The sequence below is a fragment of the Pseudomonas sp. N-1-13 genome, from assembly GCF_057787095.1.
The window spans coordinates 2,673,888-2,698,905 of sequence record NZ_JBYNRI010000001.1 but is presented as its reverse complement, the minus strand read 5'-3'; the positions used below and the strand labels follow the sequence as shown (position 1 = coordinate 2,698,905).

Sequence of the window (25,018 nt, the reverse complement as noted above, 5' to 3'; positions counted from 1 at the left end):
GGAAGGTGAACTTCCGGTGAGCCTGATACGAGGTTTGGGATGATAGCTCACCGCTATCTTCGCCTGCGAACCCTTTGTTCACCAGGCAAGAGCTAAGCCCTAGCTTACCTCTGCACGATCCGCACATTGATGGCCTGTAGCCCCACACCTATACTCGACGCACCATATACAGGAGTATCAAATGTCCAGACTCGCCGAATTCCGTGCCCTGGAGCAACAACTGGCTGCTCAGCTGGCCGAACTTGAGACCCTCAAAAACGATGATGGCCTTAAGCGCGAAATCGAATTTGAAAAAAAACTCCGTAGCCTGCTCTCGGAGTACGGCTACAGCCTGCGCAATATCGTGTCCATTCTTGACCCACAATCTGCCAGTCGACATGCACCAGCCGCTGTGGCTGAAAAGTCCAGCCGCAAGCCCCGTCAGCTTAAGGTCTACAAGAACCCACATACGGGCGAGCGCGTCGAGACCAAGGGTGGTAACCACAAGACCTTGAAAGAGTGGAAAAGCCAGCATGGTGCCGACGAAGTCGAGAGCTGGTTAGCGTAGTAAATCCTCATGAGCAAAGATAAGGGGCCTCGTAAAGACCCCTTTTTTTATTTACCTTGAACAGTGATTCCTCTCTGGGCGCCCCTACAACTCCCGCCTACTGTACGCTCCAGGTGCCCTGCTCGCTCTAAGGCCACCGTACCAACTCCAGCTCCTTGAGCCGGATGGCCATCGCCGAGTCCGAGACACCGAATTGCTGGGCCAGTGACACTAGGTGCAGGTTGTTAAATCGGGTGCATCGCGCCAGCGCCAGCTCACGTTCTCCCGACTCTTTCGGGGAGTAGAGAAGCCGATCCGGATTGTTGGGGTCGAGGTGATAGGCAATCACGTCGCTGAAGCGCAATTGGCCCTTGCAGCAGAACATGAACTCGAACCGTTCCCTCACCAGTTTTTGAGGCATGAGGAAGCAGGCGGCGAAGCGATCGGCTTGTCGCTCTGCAGGTGCACGTGGTGCCTGCAGAATACTGCCGTCAAAAGCGCGGTCGCGGTGCATGACAGTGTCTTCGTGGAGCACAAGATGGCCGATCTCATGCGCGCCGGTGAAGAGCTGGACTTTGTCACCAAACTCAGTCGCGACGGCGATCTTGTTCGATTGACGGTCAATCAGGCCCGCGATACGAGTACCGGTGTTGTGCCGATTGAACTGGGTGTCTCCCAGGGTGGGATGCTCGTGGTAGTCGTAGCCGCAGACCATGGCAGCGATCCGGGGGCTGCGCATCATCATCGGCGGAATATCTTGATCTGGCCACAGGTAACGGCGATCACGGTAAATCTGCATGAGCAGATCGGTCGCTGCTTTCTCGATATGCGCTTCGTTCATGGCAAAACACCAGATGTAGGCTCTCAAGCACAATCTAGCCCAATATGTAGTGTTTTCAATATATGCCTAACCCAATGTATAGGTTTTGCCGATGAACGGTACGGCCGGTAATGGCCCGCCAAACTCCGATGGGTTTCGAGATCCCTTACAAGATCCGAGCTCTCGTTAGTAACCAGCCACGCTATCGAAACCCATGATATTTCCTGTCCTTCGACCAAGGAACATAGTGGACTGGGTCGATCTCGGTGCTGAAGCGGACTCCCTGGATTTTGTGAATCACAATGCCGTCTCGAGCTAGACGCAGGCTTGGCTCCGGCGGAGGTACCAGAGGGACGTACCGGGAGGATTGATCTGAGTCTTTAGGTTTCGCTTCCCAGAACTCTGGGTAATACACCAACCTATCTTCATCCGGCTCCCAGAGACTCACATACTCAGCCTTTTGTGTGTCCTCGAGCCTTTCTACCCCACTGGCCTTGTGGAAAAGAATGACGTTCCGCCCCGGTGACGTATCCTGTTGCACCTGCACAGAGGGAAATAAGATACCGTCAAGATTCAGCTTTTCATGGGTTGCTAGGAAATCGGCAATAGCTTGCGTGATCAGATACCCGCTTTCCGCAGAGTCCGGCATAACTGGCATCGTCAGCTGGCGCTGTAAGTCTTTCAGAAACGCGCAGCGTTCGGTGAGGCTCCTGCGAATTGGATTGAAGTAGCTCAACCCCCGATGCGGACGCATTGAAGCCAGGTCGTTCAGGTTGAGAAGCCTCAGAGGCCGGATTACGTCGAACCGCGCGGTAACTACCATGCTGCCAACGGGAGGGCGCACCTCCGCAATTGCCGTGTGGTCATCTGTTGCGCCGTAAAAAACCGAAATTCCCTTGGCGTTCATTCGGCCAGGAGATCCCTTGCCTCCTGGTACCGGGCCGAGATGCTTTTCAGGGTGCGTCAGCGCTTCCTCCATGCTCTGCTCATCCTGAAACACCCTACCCCGTTGGAATGACGAGATTGGATAACCTTGGCCTGCGATCACAATGGCTGACCGGTCGTCCACCGAGCGCAGATCTTCTATGCCGTCGAAGACCATTGTCAGGATTGACCCCACCAAGGGATTTGCCAGCCGCGATTCGAACTTCAAGCTGTGCTCCATTTTCCGCCAACCGATAGTCAACTCGGACGAAGCCTCTGTTTCCTCTTCGAAACAAGGATCGTCATCATCTGGACAACTCCAAGAGTCGAGCAAGCGCTCATGGATGTCAGAAAGCAGGGTCTCATCGGAACCCAGCATGCGCTCCAGCACGTCATACAGACTTTCACCGATCGGTGGGTAACCATGATGAATCACTGAATTCGGTTGCTGAACCTCACGGAACGAGGCGTGGATTGCCGTTTCGCAGAGTTCCACCAGCTCATCCATGTCCATGACTGGGAGCTCTCGGTCGCAGTAGTCACACTCGCTGATATCGTTCTCCGAAGCATGATCCTGCAGGAAGGTTTCGGTAAGGCAATCGGTACACACCACTTGACGCATCACTTGCTCCTTTGCTGCATTACACGGCGCCTATCTACGTCTAGTCCAAGGCCTCTCGCTGATTTAAGCATTACCCATCGGCTGCTGCCCTTGCCAGTGCTTGGGAGCTGCCCTCTCTACTGAAGCTCAGCTCCTTGACGACCCCAAGGTAATCGTCAGGCAGCGCATCGCTGCGAGCCTGCGAGATTAGATGAGCCTGGGTGAAGTCATCGTTTCCGAGCGCGGTGTGTACTACGAGGGCGGAGCTGCACTAGATGGCGGTAAGCTTGCTCCACGGCCGGACACCCAGCGACCTGGCCTCCCTACACTTCAAGATATGAACGCTTACTTCGTTACCGCTTCTCTTCCGGATCGCCTGCAAGCGCAAGCGGATGAACTGGGCATTCTCAATGCCGGCCAAATCCAAGGCAGGTAAGGTTTCTGCCAGGCTCGCGGTGTCCCCTGCAACCGTCGCATCAGGCGAATTGCTGATTCGAGATCCGGAGCTTTTCAAAAGCTTCAGGGGGCTCCACGACGAAGCGTGTGTCACAGAGATGGAAGCTCATGGGATGTACGATGCCTGCAGTAAACACGAAGTGCCTGTCCTCGTCATTCGAGGTATCAGCGACTTCGGTGACAGCTCCAAAGACAACACCGTCCACTAGGTCGCCTCTGAAGCGGCGGCAATTGTGACGAAGGACTACGCCACATACGGCGGGAGCCGCATCTGACGGACTCCAGCCTTCCTCTACTCCCAAACGAGAAGCGCCTTACAGTGTGCGCTTTACCAAAGCGATCACTCCTGAATCATTTTGAGACATTGAAGTACCGATGATTTGTAACGCTTGAGTGATAGATTTGCAGTGCGCGCCCAGTACGTGCATGGCCGCAGAAACCTGACCTGTAAAGGAGTACCGCGTTGAATTTCTTGGGCAAAATGAGCGCTATGATGGGGCTCTTGAAAATTGTTGACACCGACTCTCTGCTTAACGAATCTTCGTATAAATCTTGGGCTTCGTTCGATGGCACATCAGTTGCAACAACGGACAGTAAGTCCTACTTCATACTACTTGAAGCGCTTGCCATCGATAACGAAACAGTATCCGGTCGATTCAGCCGTAAGACCATTTACAAATTCATTGAGGATCGTCTAGCAAAAATCAAGCGCTCTGGAGAAGTGCCAGAGTCAGCCGAAGTATTCTTCGCTGAGCTTTTGGAGCAAGAATCTACCTCAATGACGGTCACGGTTCCAATCTCTGGCATTCGCCTGGATCAAGGCATGCGGAAATTCGAGCTGGCATGCTTTCAGTTTGGTTATCTGCAAGATTTGGAAATGCCAATGGCCAACCAACACGGGATGTACATAAGCACGACGATAAGCGATGTGTACGACAAAGAAATCGCCTACGAAAAGGCCGAAAACGCATTTCTCAACTTTGCGAAACTTATCGTCTTCCTTGCTGGAAAGCAAGACAAAAGCATACTAATTGAGACTGGGCTTCCATTAAAGCCAGATATGTCTCATGAGCTGATGTATGTGAGCACCGACTCCTACCAGATTCGTGATTCAAATGGTTTCATGTCCACCGGTGATATTCGAAACAAAACCATCGAGAAAATCCCAGTCAACAATCCTTTCTTCACTTCCCGTGAAGAGCTAGGAAAGCTTTGGGGGCTTTACGAGCGCAAACATGCAGGCACAAAGCTGCAGGATTTGGAAGCACGTATTCTGAACACTGCTTTAGCGCTTGGTGAGTCGGCGTCGACCAGGGATATACGAAACTCGATCCTCTACACCTGCATTTCCTTGGAAGTTCTGTTCTCTCACAATGATGGTGCTCTCTTCCAGAAAAGCATTGGCCAAAACGTTGCCGACCTTTTTGCGTTCATTGTCGCCAAAGATGTTAACGCTAGAAAGCAGATTGCAAAGCTGACTAAAAAGGTTTATGGAATGCGGTCGGCGATAGTACATGGCGGGGATAAAGAAATGTCCAACGACAACTTGACTGTAAACTACTTCATGCGTGGTGCTTTGACAGAGCTTCTGACGGCCGAACGCTTTAAAGATAGTAAGCGCATGTCAACAATTCACGAGATGATGCAAGACGCGCAGTATTCTTACTGAATAAGTTGGCGTGAATGTAAATGCACTCACTTCACCCGGCACAAAGTCAAGTACTCTAGCGGTGACAGCGTCTATCGACATACCTTCCTTCACCCCTGCGTGTACCCGTTGTGCAGAGGTGAAGGCTGCACTTCACGCCCTCAAATCCTCAAAGAACAGCTGCTTGAATGGGACGCGCGCTAGCGCGCTGATCAGGCCACCCTTCGGTGCTGATGTCGATTCAACAAACCAATAGCAGTGTCGCTTGGCGCGGGTAATGGCCACGTACGCAAGGCGCAAGGTCTCTTCACCTTGCGCCGTATCATAGGGCCTAGGATCCCCCTCCTCGCCCAGTTCAGCTTGCTGATACGCCATATTTCGATGGGGGGAGGTCGAAAGCTGTGCACAATCCCCGACAAGAAACACAGCATCAGCTTCCAAGCCTTTTGAGCCGTGGTAGGTCAGTAGCTTGATATCGTCTGCACGATCGAGTCTCTTCGCACGAGACAGCAGTGCCCTGAGTTTTCCACGCACCTCACGCTTGGTTTCGTTCTTGCGATATAACACCAAGATCGTCTGGCCGTGATCGAAATGGTGCTCAACGAACTCGACGAGCAGCCGATCATCCCGATTAAGTACCTGCACCGGATGTGCGAAATGCTTTACCTTGGGATGGGAGGCAATCCCATGCTTCTGATCATCGGTAGATTGATGCTGAACAAGACTCTCTGCAGCGTCGATCACCATCTGCTGAGACCGGTAGTTCTCCTTCATAAGCACGTGAGTTGTGCTTGGCGAAGGGAAGTAGTGCTCGAAATCGTTGAAAAACTTAGGAGAGCTTCCGCGCCAGCCATATATACTTTGCCAGTCATCTCCGACCGCCATGAGCGACCCTGGGTACATCGCCGTATCCGTCAAGACGTGCAACCCTCGGCTGCGCGCCTCTTTGAATACGGCGCGTAACCAAGAGATCGTGTTTGCGCCACAGTCCTGAAACTCGTCCACCAGAAGGTGGAGCATCGGCATCAATACCTCGTCGGGTAACTGCTTGAGGTTGTCCGCTCCGCGTTCGCCGAACATCTCGAACATCTTGTTGAAAGTAAATATCGATGGAGTTTGGCGCTCGAGAAAATCGTTAAAGGCCGGCCAGAAAATCGCCAAGGCATGGAAGAAGATCGAATCACTGCTACCTTCAGGAAACCTCATCCGATCAACTGCTTCGGACACGTCCAATCCCAAGTTTTCTAGGAATGATGCGGTAGAGTGGAAGGCTTGCATGACGGGCATCTCACTGAGTTCACCTTCGACCTTATAATGAAACTTCGGGCATCTGGTGACGTACCCCCTTAGCACATCGAGTGTTGAAGCGGCCTCTGCGTAATTATCAAGGAAAATGACACCTTTGTCGCAGTGCACCTGGAAGAAGGTCTTCTTCATGGTGGTAGCGCCTGATAGCTTCATTTTTTGGTTCGAAGGCAAAACCAAACGACGATCGTTTTTACCAACACCCAGAACAACGTAGGCTTTGAGCGCTTCGCAGTATCCATTAGCGTAAAACTTGTGACCATTAAACTCCAGAGGGAATGGCCCTGGTGTGACGTCCTGCATTGGCCAGTAGCCGGACTGGCGCCACAGATGGTCTAGCGCTTGAGTCAGTTCCGCGTCGCGTTCAGCGCACTCGCCTATTTTATCCGCCCGCTTTCGGGCTTCAGCAGATTTGGCATTCAGACGATCAAGCTTGGACGCCCGACTCACCAACTTAGTGATGAGACCGCGGAACGTGGCGTCGGCTTCGTAGGTCTCTTGATACGCCGCATTTAGCAATCCGAGTTGGTCTGTAGTGAGGCGGATGTCAAGAACGTTTTCCAGTTCCTCTTCGCCTTCACTATCCTCAGCTTTTTGGGCGCTGAAAAACTCGAACGCCGAAACCTCCTTGTGATTCTGGCTCCAGCGAATGAAGTCAAGGATTCGAGAGTGAAACGTCCGGACGATCTGGCCGGTTACCTTCTCGGAAAGTGTTATGCCCCATAGTTGGAAAACCTCAGTCAGCTTTCGCCTGAAGTCCCTGCGGGACTCTCGGGTAAAGGTCACGACGGCGATATGGTGTTTAGGAATGCCCAGATATTTGTGCAGAACTAGCAACCGCAAAACCATAGTTGTCGATTTGCCGCTACCGGCGCCAGCAACGATGCAGGTAGAGGGTGCTTTGGAAAAGATCATGTTCCATTGGTCAGCAGTGGGCTGCTGATTAGGCAGATATTCAGCAACCTTTTCCCTCACCTCTTGCTGAATCTGATCTGTGATGGGGAATCTCCAGTCCTCGAAGAGATTTCGATCAACTTGAGGGCCTTTCACCTCGACAGGCCTCCCTGGACGCAGCTCAATGATTCGCTTCCCGGCTTCGAAACCTTCTTTCAGGCCTCGCTCAAGACCTTCTTGAGTTCCCGCTTCATGCCCTTCACTGTTACCCTTGGCTCGACCTTTCGTGTAGCCAGCCTCAGCGCCGCCTTTCCATCCGCGGTGATATCCATGGCGAGAACCGTGTTCCCACGAACTCTTGTCATGGACGTCCTGTGCGCGCAGGACTGCGCTGGCGATTGTGGTTAGTGCGCGGGCCCACATCCCTTTGGGCACCTGCATAGGCGGCGCCTCACTGCTTCTGTTGACGTTTTCGACCGTTCCCACTGCTAGCTCCAATTTCTGAAATCATGCCCGTCTTTAAAGTGTCTTTGGCCATCAAGACCTAGAACTCGTCACGCCAGGCATTGAAAATGCCCACTGGCGTTGAGGCGCCGCTTTCGGCCGAATGGCGGAGGCGGAAGTCGCCTCATTCACAGGCCGAAACCCGCAGTTTTAAGCGGTTAGCAGATATCCTAATGGGGTGCGGATCGTTATACGAGCCGTAAAATGCCTCTGTTTTCTTACTGTAGAAATTGCAAGCCACTGAGGTTCAGGTGATTGATTTAAATGGAATTTATGAAACGATTGGACGATTTCGCCAACCGATGCGAAAACTTCTGCATGTGGATCCTGCAACGGGACATGAATCGCTGAAGAGCCTGTCGATCCGTTTCTGGTACGAAAACTTGCGCCGGCGTACTGGATTAACCACGGCGTACAGCCTGGAACATTTCTTCGAGCCCAGCTCGTTCATCAGAGGCGAGAGCGATTCCATCAGCAGCTATCGGAACAAGTGGATACGCTACGAAGACGGCATACATCGCCCCCAACCTACTTTGGTTAGGAAGATCGAGGAAAAATGTCCTGGATCAGCGCGAGACCTTGATCACCCCTTGTGGCGCGTGCTGGATCTCAGCGATCAAAAGGTGTTGAAGGGAGACAGCTTTCTGAGAACCTTGGCTCCGAGTGTGCAAGCTGCGATGTTTTCGCCTGACGATGATGCGCCTTTGATCCAAAGCGCTCGGTTACCTATCACCTTTGTGTTGCTGAACAGACTTGAGCGCAAGGCAAATCTGGACGCGCTGGCGTGTTTGGTCTGGATACTTCGACAATCAGTACAAGACGGCGCGGTTCATACCAACCGGGTCTGCTACGCACTTCACCATGTAATGATCATGATGGCGATGGATCTGCACGTCATGAAGGTTGCCCACCCGCTGCTGCAAATCCTAATCGATCAGATACTCTCACTTGCTATGCCAGTGCACCACCGCGTCGTTCTCTCTGCTGAGGAGTACGTCGAAGCTTCGGCCACGCTCAACACCCTGGTCTATCGCACCCGACGCTGTGCAGGGAAATCCTTGCCCTGGAGCACGCGGACTAGAGTCATGGCCAAGCTGCTGGATGTCACATCAGGTTTCGACATTTTTTTTGCAATGGGAAGGCCTTTCCAGCACGACCTCGTCGCACCAACCTTCTCGGAAGCGCTTTTCGAGCGCGGGGCCCACGACCAACGGGAATTCCAATGGGGATGGTCGTGTCTGCGCAGAGGGAGACGTGGTAGCTACACAGAGTTGCTTCAACTACATGAAGAAGCCCGAGCATGCTCTGCGTCAACGTCTGCTGAGTGAGCTGAGTATGTACGACACATCCTCGCCCTTGATATATCTGTAATGCGCGCATCAGGGCTTCATTGAGCTAGATGGCCAGCCCCGTTACCATACTGCCAGTGCCGCACGCGTGGAGTGAGGGGTATCAGTACTGATTAAGTTTGGCCCGTAGGGTGTGTTTGAGTACATGGTGTGATCAAAACGTATGTGATTTCGACTCCCGCTACGTCCATGCAATTGACTAACCATCTTGATCGAGAACACGGAACGGTCTGCGCGCGGATACCCCTAAGTGATGAAGACTGGTGCATACCATTTTTAAAAAATTTGGCGTGTTGGTTTGTAGTCAAAGCATAAGCGCAGCCAATGGCTGCGAAGAAGGCGATTTCCCCTCAGCCCCTACGGGGCGATCAAGATGCGAGCCTGGCATCGAGGCCAAATCTCGAAACCGTCAAAGCAAAAACCGAACCGGCAAAACCGTGTGTGAATCTTGCAGATCATCTGTGGCTGCACACCTCTCGCTTTTTTCTTGTCCTCAAATATAGAACTCCGTCTCGCGAAAAAAATTTCAAGGGTGCATGCAGAAAAATAGTTGAAATACAGAGAAATTCACTGATTCCATGAGATTAATCAGTGAAAACAACTAGAGCGCGGTGCGCGATGGTCGTGGGCAATCCCCGCCGAGGAAGCCGCAGGGTTATCCCGATGCTGGCCTGAAAAGTTCTCCGTTGAGACTGGCGGAAAGGTCTCTGTGGTACTGTCAGATGCTCTAGTCGGGTATTTCCGCTGAAAATAGTTTGCGGGCCTTTCTCGCCTGACATTGGCCCGGAGCATCTATGTCGCTGAAAGCAGCTTTCGCCACTGTACTGAAAACCATGCGCATTAGCCGCGGGTTGACGCATAAGGATATGGCCTTAGCGAGCAGCCGTGGCTACATGCTCAAGCTGGAACACGGCCGATCAAGCCCTACGGTAGAGAAGCTGACTGCGATAGGTGATGCGATGGGGCTCAGCCCTTTTACCCTTCTCACACTGACGTTGAGCGTAGAGAGCGGTCAACCAATTGATACCTTGGTACAGCAGCTGAAAGCTGACGTTGCAGATTTGGAGACCAATGGCGCGTTCAGCGGCCTGGTAGTCTCATCAGCGACTCCTATCTGCATAACAAAGCCCTCATCGGCACGCCGGCACAAGGCTATTTACCCGTCATCTCAAGCTGAACTGTGCTTTGCCGAGTAGCAGAGGTTGAGATCGCCGAGTGTGAGAGTCCAAGATCAATCGAAAACAGGATATCCGTAAGCTCAACTGGAACGGCCTTCTCTACTACAAGGCGTTTTAGCACCTGATAAATCACATGCGACCGTAACTGTTCCCGGACAGGGATGTAGCTGCTGTTGGTGCGCGGCAAATCCGCGCTGGGCAGGACGCGCTCAAGCACTGCAAACGCTACGGCGCCAACGTCTTGCTTGTAGATGCGAGTCAAACTGTCCAGGCCCGGTTTACGGCGGTAGCTCGCGACTGCATCACCCGCTATCGCCATGAGAGAACCACGATAGTGCTCAGCGGCGCACAACCACACCTGCGCTTCCTGCTCAACCTTCAATGCCCTGTCCTCCTCGCTTCCAATCGGCGCGCAATATTCGACCAAAGCGTGCTTGAGCGCCAGGGGGCGGGTGCAGTTCAACCATCTAGGGATTTTCGAACATGCACATTCAACTTGATCTGAACCATAACGACCGCGACGCACTGCTACGACACTGCCAAGAGTTTGTTCCTGAAAGCGGAGATGCCCGTGAAGACGCCCGCCTGGCTGAGGCTTTGGAGGCGCTAATCGCTGCATTGGAAGACGCTATTTGAAGTGCAGAAGAGACGTTGTCGAAAGCTGCCTGAGTCGACCAGTTGAGGCGCCTGAGGCGCGAAGAGCACATGTGTGCTCTTGGCTTTACTCACACCATCGCGAGACGCTGTCAAGATTATGGTCTGCCGGAAAGCTAGGCGTATGAAGAGCAGCGGCACGATCCCTTCACCTCCCGCAACACAGCCCTGACAGAGCCTTGTAAGCAGATGGCTCTGTTGGGGATCCGTCTAAGTAATTTTGCCCCAGCGCTCCCTTCGTCTATTCCTCTTGGCCCGCCTCGTGAAATCCGTAAGAATGTCATCTGGCCATTACCGAACTGTACGGAATACTTATATGCCACGGAAGCGCAAAGGGAGCGGCGGCGGGCCGATCGCTCTGTACGCCTTGTTATTCGTTGTTGCCCTTTTGGCGCAAGTTCCAAAGCAAGCGTGGATCGCCCTTGGAGTTATCTTGGGCGTAAGTGCGTTGGTATGGGCCGTCAGACGCGCCACCCAGGCAAAGCCCTACGCGCCTGAGGATGACATTGTTGCGGAGATCGCCGCTGAATCTCGACAGGCAACCTCCCCCAGTCTCACCGTCCAGTTCGGCACTAGTACCCGCGAGCGAGACTTCCATACTGTCCAAGTCGGTTCGTCCAGCGATAGTCAGAGCTACGCCATCCCAAAGCCAGGTGCAAAGCCCATGGGCGTTCGCTGGCTTGCAGAAGGTGAGTCCATCACCGTGGCCGGATTGGCTATCCCGGGTGGAATGCTCTACATCACCGAGCGGGCAACCCAGTTCGGTCAGACTGAACCGTCCCTGATTGATGCAACGCTTCGAGTCGCACGCTCACCCATGAGCCTTACCGAGCGGCAGATGCCCTATTGGCCAAGTTACCGAAGCATCACGCCTGAGGCGCGGCGAGCGTATCTGCAATGGTTGGCAGGAGGTCGCCGCCAGCCTGCGGATGCGGGATACGTGTTCCTGTTTTTTTACGGGCTGGAACGCCGCGCGCTGATCGATGCACCGAGCGATCCTCAGGCTAAGGTAGAGATTGCTGCCATCAAGGCCGAGGTCGAACGCTTGCTTGGTCTCTACGGCGACAACCATTCTTTCCGCGGCTACGCTACCCGCTTTCTCGCCCATATCGACGCGGGTTCTGTTCAGCCTCAGAGCTATATGAGTGAACCGATTGCCAGTGCCGCAGATGGGTACGAGCTGCCCATGTCACTGAGAGTCGCGCTGGGTCAGATGGCCGTGGATAAATACCCTCTCAATCCGAGCTGGGCATTGGCCTGGGCGCTCGCAGAGCCCAACATTTCCAGACGCACACCTGTGACCCGTTGTCCTGAGCAATTCGCAGCGCTCTTCAAAAACCAATTCGCAAAACGCTATCCCAACGGCATTGTGCTTCCTCAGAACAAGACCAAGCTGAAGATTGCCTATCGCCCCGCTTCTTCCGGATTGAGCATCCCGGCAGCAGCCGTGGGCGACCTCCCCGATGTCGCCGCAACCTCAGGAACGCGTAACAAGCTGCAGGTTATAGTGGAAGAATGCACCACCGTTCTAGACGCTTACAGTCGATATCTGGGGCGCAACCCAGACGCTGGATATAGTCTGGAAGCCATCCTGCAGTTGCCAACAGAACTCTGGCCTGCTGAAGCAAAAGCCGAACTCGAACAGTTGGCACAACGCGTCGGCGGCGAAACTATCTGCATGAGTTTCGCTGAGCTGGCAGGCCGTTTCAAATCCGCCGGCGCGCTTTCCCGCGACAAAGTCGTGGCACTCGCACGGGCCTTGGAAAGCAAGCGAATCGGATTGGAGCCCGATGTGCTTTCTGGCAGCCGTACGCCCAAGGCAGAAGACACCATCGCGTTGTTCGCAGCGGACTCTGATGAAGGCACTCTTCGGTCGACCGATGCTTACAGCGCTGCAGCAGTGACTTTAGACCTGGCCAGTGCAGTGGCTGCGGCAGACGGTGACACTTCGCTAGAAGAGGTGAGTCTACTGTCAGGCCACATTGACTCATGGGATCACCTCTGCGTCGCGCATCGAAAACGCTTGAAGGCGCACCTCCAGATTCAACTGAAGCAACCGCCGACACTGGCAAGCCTCAAGAAGAAGCTTGAGCCACTGACGAACGAGGCCAAGCGGAAAATTGCCAGCTTCCTGGCCCACCTGGCACAAGCGGATGGCGAGGTGACGCCACAGGAAGTTAAGCTCCTTGAGCGCGTATACAAGTCGCTCGCTCTTGATCCGCAGTTTGTCTACAGCGACCTCCACAGTGCAGCTGTTCGTCCCTCCCATGGAGTGGAGGCACTGACTGCGAATGCCGCGCTGACCACTGCGAAACAGACATCAGAAAGCACAGGCTCTGGCTTTGCACTGGACATGGACAAGGTCGCTCGCTTGCAACGAGAAACGGCAGAAGTGTCGGCGCTTCTGGCCAGCGTCTTCAATGAAGAGTCGCTGACTGAGACGCCTAGCACTCTGGAGCCCGAGGCGCCCCAACGGCAGGAAGAATGTACCGCCGAACAGCTTGCTACCGTACACGGTTTGGACGTCGAGCATTCAGCGTTCCTTCGGCTTCTGGTTTCACGGCCTGAGTGGAGTCGTGCCGAGCTGGAGGACGCGGCCAGTGACATGGAACTGATGCTGGACGGCGCCTTGGAACGGATCAACGACACAGCGTTTGAGCTGTTCGACATGCCCGTGACCGAAGGTGATGATCCGATCGAAATCAATCCCGACATACTGGATGAGTTAGCCCTATGAGTAAGATACGAGCCAAGGATCGCGACGCGGTCATTCAATCGCTGCGTGCGGGTGTAGTGCCCCGTGTTGGGCAGCATCTCATCCAGGTAGGTCGAGCGGGTGAACTCGATTCGCTGCTCAAAGATGTGGATCGTCTCGCGGATGGCGGCTCGGCTTTTCGCATCGTCGTTGGCGAGTACGGCGCGGGCAAAACCTTCTTCCTGAACCTAGTACGCGGCATCGCCATGGAGCGCAAGCTTGTCACCATGCACGCCGATTTGAATCCAGACCGCCGGCTTCACGCTTCAGGTGGCCAAGCGCGCTCACTTTACTCGGAGCTGGCCAAAAACATGGCCACCCGCACCAAGCCAGAAGGCGGCGCTCTGCAGGGTATCGTTGAGAAGTTCATCTCCCAGGCTAAAACGGAAGCCAAGACCAAAGGTGTCGAGAGTGAGGCGGTCATTCGTGAGTACCTGGCAGAGCTCACCGAGATGGTCAATGGGTATGATTTTGCCGACGTCATTGCCGCCTACTGCCGCGGCTTCGAGGAAGGTAACGAGCAGCTCAAGGCTGACGCCATTCGTTGGCTACGCGGGGAATTCTCCACCAAGACTGACGCCCGCGCTGCTCTGGGCGTGCGGACGATCGTCGATGATGCTTCTGTCTACGACCAGCTGAAATTGCTGTCACGATTCGTACGCCTGGCTGGTTTCGGCGGCTTGATGGTATGCCTGGATGAACTGGTCAACCTGTACAAACTGGCAAACACCCAGGCCCGTAACGCCAATTACGAGCAGATTCTGCGCATCCTCAACGATTCGTTGCAGGGTTCCGCTGAAGGCCTGGGTTTTGTATTGGGCGGCACACCAGAGTTTCTGATGGACACTCGTCGGGGGCTCTACAGCTACCCTGCCCTGCAATCCCGCCTCGCTGAAAACAGCTTTGCTAAGTCTGGCCTGGTCGACCTTTCTGGGCCTGTCATTCGACTCAGCAGCCTGACACCTGAAGACTTCTACGTGCTTTTGCAGAAGCTGCGCAATGTTTACGCCTACGGTGAGCCTGAGAAGTTTTTGCTGCCGGATGAAGCCATCCCCGCTTTCATGGCACACTGTAATCAGCGCTTGGGCGAGGCATATTTCCGGACGCCGCGCACGACCATTACGGCTTTCATCAACTTGCTCGCGGTGATCGAGCAAAACCCTACCGCGGATTGGCGAACCTTATTGGGCGCCGTGGAGCTGACCAAGGATGAGGCCGGGCAGCAAGATCTAGAAGTTGAGGCCGACGATGAGCTCGCCAGCTTCAAGCTCTGACTCTTCTTCGTTCGAGCGTTTACACCCGGAGGTTCAGCAATGGATCTGGTCACAGGGGTGGACGTCCCTGCGTGATGCGCAGGAGTGGGCGGTACCGGCATTGGTGGGCGCCGATCGCGATGTGATCATTGCAGCGTCCACTGCCGCAGGTAAAACAGAGGCCGCATTCCTGCCGATCCTGACCAACCTGCTCAACAACAGTGATCCAGCCGGCGCGGTGCTGTATATCAGCCCGCTCAAGGCGCTGATCAACGACCAGTGGGACAGGCTTAGCCGGTTATGTGAGAGGCTCGAACTGCCCGTCGTTGCTTGGCATGGCGATGTGGCAGCAAGCAAGAAACAACGGTTTTTGAAATCGCCTGAGGGCATCTTGCTGATCACTCCGGAGTCCCTAGAGGCCCTGTTCGTAAACAGAGGCTCAGGCTTACCAGGGGCTTTTCAGAACCTTCGCTACATCGTCGTCGATGAGCTTCATGCCTTCATCGGAAGTGAGCGTGGAAAGCAGCTGCAATCGCTAATGCAACGGGTTGAAATCGTCGTAGGTAGAACCCTGCCCCGTGTAGGGCTGTCGGCGACTCTTGGTGAGATGTCGCTGGCCCGCAAGTTCCTTAGGCCAGTGCGTCCGGATGACATCACGGTTATTGAGTCAAAGTCCTCTGGCCAAGAGCTTCAGGTACAGGTGCGTGGCTACATTGAGCAGCCCATGCAGCAGCTGGTGGTGGAACACCCGGTGAATGCGTCAACAGATGAAGGCGCAGAGAAAGAGGACACCTCAGGTACCAAAGTGGCTATCGCAGGTCACCTGTATAAGGTGCTGAGGGGGCATAACAACCTGATCTTCCCCAACAGGCGCCAAGAGGTTGAATGGTTTGCCGACCGTCTGCGCTCACTGTGCGAAAACGATGGTGTGCCGAACGAGTTCTGGCCGCATCACGGTAGCTTGTCCAAGGAGCTACGCCAGGATGCCGAGCGGGCATTGAAAGCGGGAGATCCTCCAGCTTCTGCCGTATGCACTACCACCCTGGAACTGGGTATAGACATCGGTAGCATCAGGACGGTCGCACAGATCGGCTGTCCACCCTCTGTGGCAAGTCTCAGGCAACGGCTTGGCCGCTCTGGTCGTCGACCCGGTGAGCCTGCGATGCTCAGGGCGTACTGCCGGGAGCGCCCTTTAACAGATAAGTCGGATCTCTCCGATCAGTTACGTGAGGGCCTTGTCCAAACGGTCGCCATGATCCGCTTGCTGATTAGTGGATGGTTTGAGCCGCCTCGATCAGGAGGCCTACACGCCTCGACACTGGTGCAGCAGTGTTTGTCTTCGATTGCTCAGCTCGGCGGTGCCTCGGCGGCGCAATTATGGGGAAATCTCATAGCAAGCGGCAGTTTTGCGAGCGTAACCAAGCCTGATTTCCTGGCTTTGCTCAAGGGTATGGGTGAGAAGGAATTGATCGTCCAGGACAGCTCAGGACTTCTACTACCAGGCGAACTCGGGGAGCGGTTGATCAACCACTATGAGTTCTACACCGCCTTCACAAGCGATGAAGAGTTTCGTTTGCTTCGGGATGGGAAGCCACTTGGCTCGCTGCCCGTCAGCAAACCCCTGACCAAGGGACAGCGCATCATCTTCGGCGGAAGGCGTTGGCAGGTTCAGGATGTCGACCTCGAAGCAAAGGTGATCGTGGTCACACCGGCGCGGGGCGGCGAGCCCCCTCAGTTTGATGGACTCGGTGCGCAGGTGGATGATCGTGTCAGGCTTGAAATGCGAAACGTGTTGATGGAGACCACATCTTGTCCTTTCCTGGACAAACACGCTCAAGCGCTCCTCGATGAGGCTCGGAATAACTTCCGTGCCCTCGGTTTGGGTGACGCGGCGATTATTGGCTCTGCCAGCGTAAGTCATGTGGCGACCTGGCGAGGAGACTACACCAACGATGCGCTGGCCTTGTTGCTCAGGCATGTGGGCATTCAGTGTGAAAACACCGGGCTATTCCTGGAAGTTGCATTCGGTGCGGAAGACACGTTGCGAGCGTTGCGCGTGGTCGGTCAAATGGATGTCTCTGATGTAAAGCCGATCTTGGAAAACGTCGAAAACATGATCCGAGAGAAGTGGGACTGGGCCCTTCCCCGCTCGCTCCTCATGAAGTCGTTTGCCTCGAGCCATCTCGACCTCCAGGCAGCAGTCAGCACTGCGCAACTACTCAGTCTGAAACCGTAAGGTGCGGCGAATGCACATGACGATTCTCTCCTATGATCCGTCGCCCATTTTTTCGAGGGCCGTTTCGACATTGGCTAGCTTCTGAATCAACTCACTTTCTCGCAACTTCCCTGCGGCTACCTCCGCCATGGTGTCACTAGCCTTCTTGGTTTTGGCTTCCAATTGTTGGGAGAGCAGTTCCTTAGCGCCTTCCGCTCTAGCAATCGCCGCATGGGCAATGCCGAGGTCACCACGCTGAGTTTCTACTGTCTCACGAAGTTCCGAGGCTTCTTTGGCATGCTGGCGATTTTCAGCAATGAAGCGCTCGTTATCCCTGATCAGGCGGGAGATTTCCTCCTGCTTGATCATCAGTGTCTGCTGCAGGACGGTCAGCTCTTGCTGCATTTGATAGACCTGGGACTCGTGACGGTTCAAATCCTGGTCTCGCTGCTCTTTCACCGAAGCGCGGTAGTGTTCGAGTGCTTCCCGGGCGTGCGCATGCTTTTGCTCCAAGGACTGGATCTGCGCATCCTTTTCACCAACCCGAACCTCTAGATCAGTGCAGCTCTGGCTGAGCCTGGCGTTGCGTGTGAGCTCGGTCTGCAGTGAGGAATGAGTCGTTTTGAGCTCCTCATCCTGCGTTTGCAGGGCTGACTGCAGCGTGGCGATCTCGTCTTCCGCTTGGTCTAGCTGACTTTGAAGTGTACCGACCTCCTGCTTCATCGCCTTGCGCTCAAGATCGAATGAACTGCGTTCATGCGCCAGCGCCTCGCTACCTTCCTCCAGCAAGCGCTCCAGCATTTTGCCCACGAGCTCAGTCAGCTCATCGCTGAGCCTTGAAGAAGAAGCGGATGGGCGAGGGTCACGAGTCTCTATCTCCTTCAAATAGCGCTGAATTGTCGTCTTTGAGCCGGTATTTCCAAGTTCTATCCGAATCGCGTCAATGCTTGGATTTTGGCCTCGGGCAACCAATGCTTCACGAGCGTTGCGCACAAGCACTAGGTTAATACCGCCTCTAGCCATGATCCCTCCTATGATTTCGTACTGCTTAACGTATCATGTAATTACGTGCCACTTTATCACGTATAAATTCATTCTATCTCTATGTTCTGGCAAGATATAATAGGTAGTTATGGCTTCTTGACTATTTGCTGCTCTCAGAAAGCCTCCTTGCAGCGCAGAAAAAGCAAAACGCTCCGTTTTGGAAGGCAAAGCACGATGGAAAAGGCAGATCGGTACCTAAGCGCCGGCACCCGAGAGAACACGCGAAAAAGTTACCGGGCGGCGATCGAGCACTTCGAAGTGACTTGGGGCGGGTACCTGCCCACGACCGGCGCGGGCGTCGTTCGCTACTTGGCGGAGTACGCCGACAAACTCTCCATCAACACTCTGAAGCAGCGCTTGGCAGCCCTTGCGCAATGGCACATCACCCAGGGCTTCCCTGATCCAACCAAAACGCCTGATGTTCGCCAGATGATCAAGGGCATCAAGGTCGTGCATCCAGCAAAGGTGAAACAGGCCGCCCCACTGCTGCTCCAGCACCTAGAACAATCGGTCACCTGGCTTGAAGGGGAAGCTGCAGCTGCGATTGAACGGGGAGATTACAAAACGCTGGTACGTCACCGTCGCTCGGTGGCGATTATCTTAATCGGGTTCTGGCGGGGTTTTCGAGGCGATGAGTTGGCCAGGCTTACGGTGGAGGACACCCAAGCGATAAGTGGTGAAGGAATTACCTTTTTTCTGCCTTACACCAAGGGTGATCGCCAGCATGAAGGAACCACGTTCCAGACGCCGGCCCTTAAAATGCTTTGCCCCGTGGAGGCCTACATCAGCTGGATAACAGTTGCCGGCATTGCGAAGGGCCCAGTGTTCCAGAGGATTGATCGCTGGGGGAAACTCTCAGGGAAAGCCATGCAACCGCATAGCCTGATACCCGTGCTCCGTCGCATTTTCGAAGAGGCAGGATTGCCAGCTGAACTGTATAGCAGTCACTCAATGCGGCGTGGCTTTGCAACCTGGGCGTCCGCCAATGGATGGGACATCAAAGGACTGATGAGCTATGTGGGCTGGAAGGATATGAAGTCGGCGCTGCGTTATGTCGATGCGGGCACGTCGTTTGGAGGCTTGGCGCTGCGGAATACAAGCCCTAAGTTCGTGCCCCATACCTGACCAAAGAGTAGGTCGCCCTAGGAGGCCGGGGGCCGAACGGATGCGTACATTGGCCCGACATACTTGATGGGTGCTCCATTGAACGATTCGGCCATCTGATTTTTACTTGCCATCCAATCCTCGAAATCTTGCGCCCGCTCATTCAGAAAAGGGTGGTCAGCAACAGAGGCGGCGATCAAGAAAGCAACGGCTTGACCTGTTTCCACGCAAACCAAAAGCTCACGATTTACGTGCCAGCTGTTACAGCCTTGTACGCCGGTGAGCGAAAATCCGAACTCATCGTTTCCCTCGGGCCCGGTCGCCTCCATATGGCTCAGCACCGACAACGGGTTCGGATGAGCTCCATAATCAATTGAAGCGTCGTACATGCCTCTGACGTACTCCGCCATCACAGGCTGAAAGGGCTGCAAAATCTTGATTGCCTTATCGACAACGAAGACCTTCCTGCAGGCTTTAAGGTCGTCAGTGCTCCGATGGCGATTGAGCCATATATCCGCCCTTGTCTCATCTTGACTGACCAAAAATGCATAGCAAGCTGACTCAAGAGCGGCACGGGCTACGGGGAAAACCAGTACAACATGACCCGACAGGGCCTCGCGTACGGCACCGAGGAGAGCTGTATATGCATTAATCGCAAGCAAGGCTGCGACTGGCGTCAACTCCAAAGGGCGGTTGAAAAACTCACGATGAAACACAGCGTCCATTTCATGCACGAGGTGCATCAATTCAGGCGGAGCAGCCGCATGCCCTTGGGAAACCTCTGTTGTTGCATCAAGGTATTCAGACAGCGTGCCTGCAGTCATTTTCATCAGTCTAAACTCCAGGGCAAAATGGGTTGATAATCTCACGACTCCGCGGCGAGGTATTATCACAGCTATGTGAGGTGTTCGTAGCGCTACGAAGCGAGTAGGCGTGTCCTGGCCTAACCTCTAGGGCTACGACGATGAGCTCTATCTAGGTCGTGAGTTCCAAAATCGACCACCCAGCTGCCTTCAGCGCCGTCCTTCGCTTTTGGCCAGCGACGCTCTGCCCCCAATGAACTCTGACGTACGGCCAAGCACAGAATCTTTCACGCAAAGCCATGCAGCCGCATAGCTTGATATCCGTACTGCGCCGCATTCCTAAGAAGCGGGATTGCCAGCGGAGCTGTAGCAGCCACTCGATGAGGCGAGGCTTCGCGACCCCGGCGCCGCCAATGGATGGGAGATCAAAAGGGCTGATGAACCACGTAGGTTGGAAGGACATGAAGTCGACGCTTCAGTACGTTGACGCAGGCAGCTCATTCGAAAGTTTGGTAAGCGTCCGGCCAATACACCTTTACTTAGGTTGAGCCGTATCAGCAAAAGAATCTATTCATATGTGTGAGGTACCGCCTCATGCGCATTGGCGTTGGTACCGACATCTAGTCGGAGACCCTCGTACCTTGGTGAAACACCATGTGCCAACCATCTTCGTAGGTTTTCCAAACGGAGCTACGCAGTGATAAAGACTCATCGCCATTAGCATTTTGATGACGGCATAGGTACGTTGCTAACGCGACACTATCTGCAAGCACACGCAGTTTGAAATCCTCGATTGTTCTTTTGATAAAAATCTCGGATTTGAGTCCAGCGATCACCTCCGCTTTCGTCCAGCTTTTGCCGAAAGCTCCAAATTCAACGAAGTCTTCGGCAAGCAGCTGTTTAAGCAGCCGATCATTCTTTCTCGCTTCCGGCTCTAGCAACAACTGTTCAAGCGCTAAAATTTCTAGACGAATATCCATTTCCCTCACCTACCAAGTGTGATTTACATGTGTTTCACAGGGGACAATAGATCGCATAAGCTAGATCTGTACCCAATGATGCGGCAGCAACTGGCTGATGTCCTTCGACCGTAACGTCGGCAGGCGAGTTAGCACGTCCTTCAGGTAGGCATACGGATCATGCCCGTTCATGCGATGGGTAGCGCTGACGCGCTACCCAGCGTTTAAGGCTGTAATCCAGGGCTTTGGCCGCCGTCTTCCAGGTAGCGCGTCAGCGCTACCTGGCGTTTAAGACTGTAATCCAAGGCTTTGGCTATTGCTGATCCGTTGGGCACAAGATCGCGATGAGTCAGCATCCACTCGTGCAGTGCTTTCGCCAACGGCGCTGCTTTTTCTTGCCGTATTCGGCGGCGATCCTCATCACTCATCTCGCGCGCCTGGCGCTCAACTTCATACAGGCCGCCAATCGAGTGCAGTGCCTGAATAAGGTGATGAGTCCCCAGCAACGTCGTTGCGATCATTAAGTCCGCCTTGTCGCGGATCAGGTACCCGCCACACGTTCCAATATTGCTCCGACCCCATCACGACTTTGGAATATCACCTGGCCAGCTGAAACTACCTTTCCGTCTCCGGAGCTTTTCGCATTGTCAGGGGGCGGGGCCAGCATCGCCGGGGTTTCAGCAACTGCCGGAGCGTTATCAGAAACCAGGTTTTCTAAGGCCTCCTCTAGCACGTCGAGCCTACAGAACGGCTGCATTGTCCAAGCACCTTGATCGCCCAAATCGACAATTCGCCGTTTGCCTGTGTACACGGAACCAAGATCATCAATATCTACCGCGCTTCGCCGAGCAGCATCCATTTCGGCTCTCGCTAGCCCCAGAGGGCCACCAATGAAATGGTTGGCCATAGCGTTTAAACCTAAGAGATAGAAAGCGTTGGTGAAATTGATTTTCTGAACAGTTTTTATCGCTTTGCTGGTAGTGCTCACTCGGCTCGAATGCCCAGTGCCCGGAGGAAGAGAAGAGCCTATAAATCGTCCATGCGCGGTTACTAGGCCGACACCATTCGGATTTGCCAACGAGGCCGCGATAATGCGCCCCTCGGTAGCCGTGCCACCGCCAGCTAACGTTACTAGTCTGTTTGAGTAGATTTGACGCTTCCACTCATTCTTGGCGATCTGTTGCACTTCCTGCATCGTTCGAGCAGAACCCTTAGCATCGACTAAACATACGTTGCTCGAGGAAGCAAACACAAAGTCAGGCGCGGGTGCTTTGGCTTTGGCTTTGGCTTTGGCTTTGGCTTTGGCTTTCACTTTGGCTGAGACGGTAGTTTTCGACGTCGATGCTAAGGGGCTTGTGGTCGAAACTGCAGGAGTTGTACAGTCCTCCCAATGACCGCACCATGCATATCCTTGATCTTGCATCTCCAAGTAAGCCAAGGCTGCACCGATTGTTCCTTTTATACTTGAGCCGATGAAGTCTTTGGTATAATTAAAATTGTGATGAAGGAAAATATTATTAGTTGCCTTTGCGCCCGGACTGTAGAGATTAGTTGTCAGATAGCATAAAGCAGCTGCGCCCAGCCCTCGTCCAGCCAGTTGCCCTCTTAGTCCGATTTTTTGCCCGAGGATTGACGCGCGGGTTGACGCATAAATAAAAAGCGATGGATCAATAGCTAGCGGTGGCCCACCTGGAATAACGGGTTTATCCCATGATGCCTTCGTTCGGACTTGTTTCAATTTGTAAAGTTCGTAACGTGGAACATCCTTAATTCCGTGAAACCACATCGGGCCGTCTCCATTCGCTTGTACATGATGATGGAGCGCGATGATATCATGGCGCCACCTGGAGCAGGTTCCCTGACAGCAGCCATGTCGCTTAAATTTTGGTAGCAAAAGCCTCGAGGATTTTATCCGGGTACGGTTTAGTTCGACGTCCCCGCCTGCCTCTTCAATTCAGCAACCTTCAAAGCGATTTCCTCTTTGACGCTCAGAGGGGGGATCTGGATTGAAGGCAAATCTTGGATGCTTTTCAACATGGCCCATGCCGCGAAGTCATGGAAAGGGTTAAGCCCCATCACATTGCCTAACGTTTCATCCGCCTGCAGCTTACTAGAGGCAATTTGCGCAAAGCGGCTAACCGCAGCGTCGAGCTGCCAGTCGGAAATGAACAATAGCAAAGCCGAAAACGCCAACAGCGGTTTGACATTTTTCAGCCCATTCAAGGGGTAGTGAGCTTTCGATAACCGGCTCAACGGGCTATGGTTTGAGCATATGAATGCTGCAAGCCGGTTAGTGAGCTGGAAATGGTTTTGCAGAACGGTAGGGTCGTAGACCGATTTTCCATGGTAGTCAGTGGCCAGCTTTTCGAGGCGCTCAACCATTGCACCTGGGTACAAGCGTTTCTCCCGGATGATGTCTAGCGTAGCGCGATGGCGCTGAGAGACCTCTCGCGTTGCTGCTGCCTCGAAATTAAAACCGGGAATGCCCAGCACCTCTGTCGTCAACCCAATAGGCACAGCATCCAAATCTTGAGGCCATGAGGCATGACGATGCAGTCCATCCAGCCATCCAGGCAGTTTGGGATCTAGCGTAATGGTGAACTGCGACTGCAGCTTGGTCTGGAAGAACCACTCGCGCATCCGCCGAATATCCCACTGCGTGAATACCTCTAGCTGAATGCCTTTGCATACGAGCTCCCGCACAACCCTGGAGACGCCATCCTTCGCAGACGAAAACTGGACAAGGTTTTCCGGGATGAACGCAGCTGAGACATTCCCCGAAAAATCACAGAATGGATGGTGTCCTGCTGAACTATCACTTTGAGGGAACCGGAAATAGGCCTGCCGCACATTGTGACCATCGACCTTGGACTTACTCGCCCTTACCACTTCCGCACCTGTGCAGAAGCACGAGGGGCACTCGAGATCCGTCGAACAATGCACCTTCCAGCTTTCCGGAATGGGCGTACTCTTCGACGGCATGACATAACCAGTCTCAGCGCCTAGCTGTGTCAATAGCTGCTCAACGTCCAATTCCATCCGGCGGGATGCGGAAAAAACGGTTAAGGGCATGGCGACTCCATTCACGCGAGGGTTGATCCATCATGCTCGAGCTTAACCACATTTCGCTTACTGCGCTAAGGGTCGAGCTGGCTCACTCGCCACTGCTGATGATCACAAGTCAATAAAACCTTTCGTAGTCGCCTCGGAAATCACCGAGCTCCACCAAACCCTCCAGCACAGCTGCACTCGATGTTAGGAGAGACTGCGTACGGTGAGGGCTATCCCAGCCCGCGGTGCCATGCTTGCCACCATGAAATAGATTGTTTCGAACTGTTTTCACCGTTCGGACAACCTTTGCTAGGTCAGATCTACAGTCTTGAAATCCAACTGGTGCCCACTCCAAAACCAACCCGGCCCCAACCACCTGCCGATCAGGTGGAGCAGCAAGCAGCTCTGCCGCTTCAGCTGTCAGTACGTAGGTTTCGGCATGGCGCTCTACAAATTTGTCCCAACCTGGTTCAGCTTTCTGCCCAGGGATTTCGTATTTTAGGTAACCGTTCTCTTTGAGACAGAACTCAAACCGTGAAAACCAGTAGAAGAAGTCAAACGCGAGCAATGAGAGCTCGGTCGGTATCTCACCTTTGCGCATAGCACCCTCTCGAACGGCCTGAGCACGAGGGTGAAGAATAACTCTACGAGCGTGGGAGCGCAGCCACTGGCTGAGCACCCAGGAATAAGCCACGCGCCGCTTCAGCCTTCTAACCCTTTGGAGGGCAAAGCAGCGAAGCCGCCCGAGGGGCGAAACACCGAACTCATTGGTGGATTACGCTAAGGTTGCAGGTCAGCGAGCCAGTGTGGAGCCCTCTGCTGCAGAGTAGAGGGCCCCCACCAAATCAGTGGGGGCACGCTATCAGTGCTTGAACAGTCCGAGGATCAAGTTGGCCAGGCCAATCACGATTTTCAGGATGTCCAGCAATCGGGTGACCCACTTCCGCTCAGGCTTCTGGCGCATCTGGGGCTCCT

20 protein-coding genes and 1 pseudogene are annotated in these 25,018 nt (G+C 54.1%); 10 read left to right on the top strand and 11 right to left on the bottom strand.

Annotation, left to right across the window (positions count from 1 at the left end; genetic code table 11):
- Window positions 1-181: 181 nt before the first annotated feature.
- Window positions 182-547 carry a histone-like nucleoid-structuring protein, MvaT/MvaU family gene (locus tag AC3I65_RS12205; protein ID WP_488523787.1) on the top strand — a complete coding sequence of 122 codons (366 nt, stop codon included), beginning with the start codon at window positions 182-184 and terminating at the stop codon, window positions 545-547.
- A gap of 127 nt (window positions 548-674) precedes the next feature.
- Here AC3I65_RS12205 and AC3I65_RS12200 read toward each other — a convergent pair whose 3' ends face one another.
- Together AC3I65_RS12200 and AC3I65_RS12195 are read right to left on the bottom strand one after the other, a co-directional pair.
- Window positions 675-1,367: an ImmA/IrrE family metallo-endopeptidase gene (locus AC3I65_RS12200; protein ID WP_488523786.1), complete on the bottom strand. Its 693-nt coding sequence runs from the start codon at window positions 1,365-1,367 to the stop codon at window positions 675-677.
- A gap of 181 nt (window positions 1,368-1,548) precedes the next feature.
- Window positions 1,549-2,892, bottom strand: a complete 1,344-nt coding sequence (locus tag AC3I65_RS12195) for an RES family NAD+ phosphorylase (RefSeq protein WP_488523785.1) — start codon at window positions 2,890-2,892, stop codon at window positions 1,549-1,551.
- 371 nt (window positions 2,893-3,263) lie between these two features.
- On the opposite strand from AC3I65_RS12195, the gene AC3I65_RS12190 reads away from it, so the two are divergent.
- Window positions 3,264-3,536, top strand: coding sequence for a hypothetical protein (locus tag AC3I65_RS12190; RefSeq protein WP_488523784.1), 273 nt, complete (start codon window positions 3,264-3,266; stop codon window positions 3,534-3,536).
- Between the two features lie 254 nt (window positions 3,537-3,790).
- Window positions 3,791-4,996: a hypothetical protein gene (locus tag AC3I65_RS12185; RefSeq protein ID WP_488523783.1), complete on the top strand. Its 1,206-nt coding sequence runs from the start codon at window positions 3,791-3,793 to the stop codon at window positions 4,994-4,996.
- Window positions 4,997-5,128: 132 nt separating this feature from the next.
- Here the strand turns inward: AC3I65_RS12185 and AC3I65_RS12180 are convergent, their stop codons facing one another.
- Complete coding sequence (locus AC3I65_RS12180; protein WP_488523782.1) at window positions 5,129-7,660, bottom strand: UvrD-helicase domain-containing protein; 2,532 nt, start codon at window positions 7,658-7,660, stop codon at window positions 5,129-5,131.
- A 269-nt stretch (window positions 7,661-7,929) separates the two neighbouring features.
- On the opposite strand from AC3I65_RS12180, the gene AC3I65_RS12175 reads away from it, so the two are divergent.
- Both AC3I65_RS12175 and AC3I65_RS12170 read left to right on the top strand, forming a co-directional pair.
- Window positions 7,930-9,006 carry a hypothetical protein gene (locus AC3I65_RS12175; protein WP_488523781.1) on the top strand — a complete coding sequence of 359 codons (1,077 nt, stop codon included), beginning with the start codon at window positions 7,930-7,932 and terminating at the stop codon, window positions 9,004-9,006.
- An 815-nt stretch (window positions 9,007-9,821) separates the two neighbouring features.
- Window positions 9,822-10,223 carry a helix-turn-helix domain-containing protein gene (locus AC3I65_RS12170; RefSeq protein WP_488523780.1) on the top strand — a complete coding sequence of 134 codons (402 nt, stop codon included), beginning with the start codon at window positions 9,822-9,824 and terminating at the stop codon, window positions 10,221-10,223.
- On the opposite strand, the gene AC3I65_RS12165 is transcribed toward AC3I65_RS12170, so the two are convergent.
- A complete protein-coding gene (locus AC3I65_RS12165) occupies window positions 10,180-10,587 on the bottom strand; it encodes a hypothetical protein (RefSeq protein WP_488523779.1) in 408 nt (135 codons plus the stop codon). The genes AC3I65_RS12170 and AC3I65_RS12165 overlap by 44 nt on opposite strands.
- A 101-nt stretch (window positions 10,588-10,688) precedes the next feature.
- Here AC3I65_RS12165 and AC3I65_RS12160 point away from each other — a divergent pair, with 101 nt between their 5' ends.
- The 4 genes from AC3I65_RS12160 to AC3I65_RS12145 all read left to right on the top strand — a co-directional run bounded on the left by AC3I65_RS12160 (window position 10,689) and on the right by AC3I65_RS12145 (window position 17,103).
- Entirely contained in the window at window positions 10,689-10,841 is a 153-nt protein-coding gene (locus AC3I65_RS12160; protein WP_463900757.1) for a hypothetical protein, read from the top strand.
- Between the two features lie 334 nt (window positions 10,842-11,175).
- Window positions 11,176-13,596: a tellurite resistance TerB family protein gene (locus AC3I65_RS12155; RefSeq protein ID WP_488523778.1), complete on the top strand. Its 2,421-nt coding sequence runs from the start codon at window positions 11,176-11,178 to the stop codon at window positions 13,594-13,596.
- Complete coding sequence (locus AC3I65_RS12150; protein WP_488523777.1) at window positions 13,593-14,888, top strand: ATP-binding protein; 1,296 nt, start codon at window positions 13,593-13,595, stop codon at window positions 14,886-14,888. Before AC3I65_RS12155 ends, AC3I65_RS12150 begins: the two co-directional genes overlap by 4 nt.
- Before the next feature lie 43 nt (window positions 14,889-14,931).
- A complete protein-coding gene (locus AC3I65_RS12145; protein WP_488524306.1) occupies window positions 14,932-17,103 on the top strand; it encodes a DEAD/DEAH box helicase in 2,172 nt (723 codons plus the stop codon).
- A 30-nt stretch (window positions 17,104-17,133) separates the two neighbouring features.
- Here the strand turns inward: AC3I65_RS12145 and AC3I65_RS12140 are convergent, their stop codons facing one another.
- Window positions 17,134-18,105, bottom strand: coding sequence for a DNA-binding protein (locus AC3I65_RS12140; protein WP_488523776.1), 972 nt, complete (start codon window positions 18,103-18,105; stop codon window positions 17,134-17,136).
- A 195-nt stretch (window positions 18,106-18,300) separates the two neighbouring features.
- Between AC3I65_RS12140 and AC3I65_RS12135 the strand changes: the two genes are divergently transcribed.
- A complete protein-coding gene (locus AC3I65_RS12135; protein WP_488523775.1) occupies window positions 18,301-19,251 on the top strand; it encodes a site-specific integrase in 951 nt (316 codons plus the stop codon).
- A 17-nt stretch (window positions 19,252-19,268) separates the two neighbouring features.
- Here the strand turns inward: AC3I65_RS12135 and AC3I65_RS12130 are convergent, their stop codons facing one another.
- The 6 genes and pseudogenes from AC3I65_RS12130 to AC3I65_RS12105 form a co-directional block, all read right to left on the bottom strand.
- A complete protein-coding gene (locus AC3I65_RS12130; RefSeq protein WP_488523774.1) occupies window positions 19,269-20,060 on the bottom strand; it encodes a hypothetical protein in 792 nt (263 codons plus the stop codon).
- 593 nt (window positions 20,061-20,653) lie between these two features.
- On the bottom strand, window positions 20,654-21,013 hold the full coding sequence (locus AC3I65_RS12125) for a nuclear transport factor 2 family protein (protein WP_488523773.1): 360 nt from the start codon (window positions 21,011-21,013) through the stop codon (window positions 20,654-20,656).
- Between the two features lie 60 nt (window positions 21,014-21,073).
- A pseudogene (locus tag AC3I65_RS12120) lies at window positions 21,074-21,474 on the bottom strand (IS66 family transposase); the annotation flags it as partial.
- 59 nt (window positions 21,475-21,533) lie between these two features.
- Window positions 21,534-22,778: a hypothetical protein gene (locus AC3I65_RS12115; RefSeq protein ID WP_488523772.1), complete on the bottom strand. Its 1,245-nt coding sequence runs from the start codon at window positions 22,776-22,778 to the stop codon at window positions 21,534-21,536.
- Between the two features lie 137 nt (window positions 22,779-22,915).
- Entirely contained in the window at window positions 22,916-24,064 is a 1,149-nt protein-coding gene (locus AC3I65_RS12110) for a hypothetical protein (RefSeq protein WP_163858638.1), read from the bottom strand.
- Window positions 24,065-24,173: 109 nt separating this feature from the next.
- Window positions 24,174-24,644 (bottom strand): hypothetical protein, encoded by a 471-nt coding sequence (locus AC3I65_RS12105; protein ID WP_122881079.1) that lies wholly within the window; start codon window positions 24,642-24,644, stop codon window positions 24,174-24,176.
- Window positions 24,645-25,018 lie beyond the last annotated feature (374 nt).

Bases quoted from the DNA above. Each gene is read 5' to 3' on its own strand.
- AC3I65_RS12205 (WP_488523787.1), top strand. From the start codon at position 182: ATGTCCAGACTCGCCGAATTCCGTGCCCTGGAGCAACAACTGGCTGCT.
- AC3I65_RS12200 (WP_488523786.1), bottom strand. From the start codon at position 1,367: ATGAACGAAGCGCATATCGAGAAAGCAGCGACCGATCTGCTCATGCAG.
- AC3I65_RS12195 (WP_488523785.1), bottom strand. From the start codon at position 2,892: ATGCGTCAAGTGGTGTGTACCGATTGCCTTACCGAAACCTTCCTGCAG.
- AC3I65_RS12190 (WP_488523784.1), top strand. From the start codon at position 3,264: ATGAACTGGGCATTCTCAATGCCGGCCAAATCCAAGGCAGGTAAGGTT.
- AC3I65_RS12170 (WP_488523780.1), top strand. From the start codon at position 9,822: ATGTCGCTGAAAGCAGCTTTCGCCACTGTACTGAAAACCATGCGCATT.
- AC3I65_RS12160 (WP_463900757.1), top strand. From the start codon at position 10,689: ATGCACATTCAACTTGATCTGAACCATAACGACCGCGACGCACTGCTA.
- AC3I65_RS12155 (WP_488523778.1), top strand. From the start codon at position 11,176: ATGCCACGGAAGCGCAAAGGGAGCGGCGGCGGGCCGATCGCTCTGTAC.
- AC3I65_RS12150 (WP_488523777.1), top strand. From the start codon at position 13,593: ATGAGTAAGATACGAGCCAAGGATCGCGACGCGGTCATTCAATCGCTG.
- AC3I65_RS12140 (WP_488523776.1), bottom strand. From the start codon at position 18,105: ATGGCTAGAGGCGGTATTAACCTAGTGCTTGTGCGCAACGCTCGTGAA.
- AC3I65_RS12135 (WP_488523775.1), top strand. From the start codon at position 18,301: ATGGAAAAGGCAGATCGGTACCTAAGCGCCGGCACCCGAGAGAACACG.
- AC3I65_RS12130 (WP_488523774.1), bottom strand. From the start codon at position 20,060: ATGAAAATGACTGCAGGCACGCTGTCTGAATACCTTGATGCAACAACA.
- AC3I65_RS12125 (WP_488523773.1), bottom strand. From the start codon at position 21,013: ATGGATATTCGTCTAGAAATTTTAGCGCTTGAACAGTTGTTGCTAGAG.
- AC3I65_RS12115 (WP_488523772.1), bottom strand. From the start codon at position 22,778: ATGTGGTTTCACGGAATTAAGGATGTTCCACGTTACGAACTTTACAAA.
- AC3I65_RS12110 (WP_163858638.1), bottom strand. From the start codon at position 24,064: ATGCCCTTAACCGTTTTTTCCGCATCCCGCCGGATGGAATTGGACGTT.
- AC3I65_RS12105 (WP_122881079.1), bottom strand. From the start codon at position 24,644: ATGCGCAAAGGTGAGATACCGACCGAGCTCTCATTGCTCGCGTTTGAC.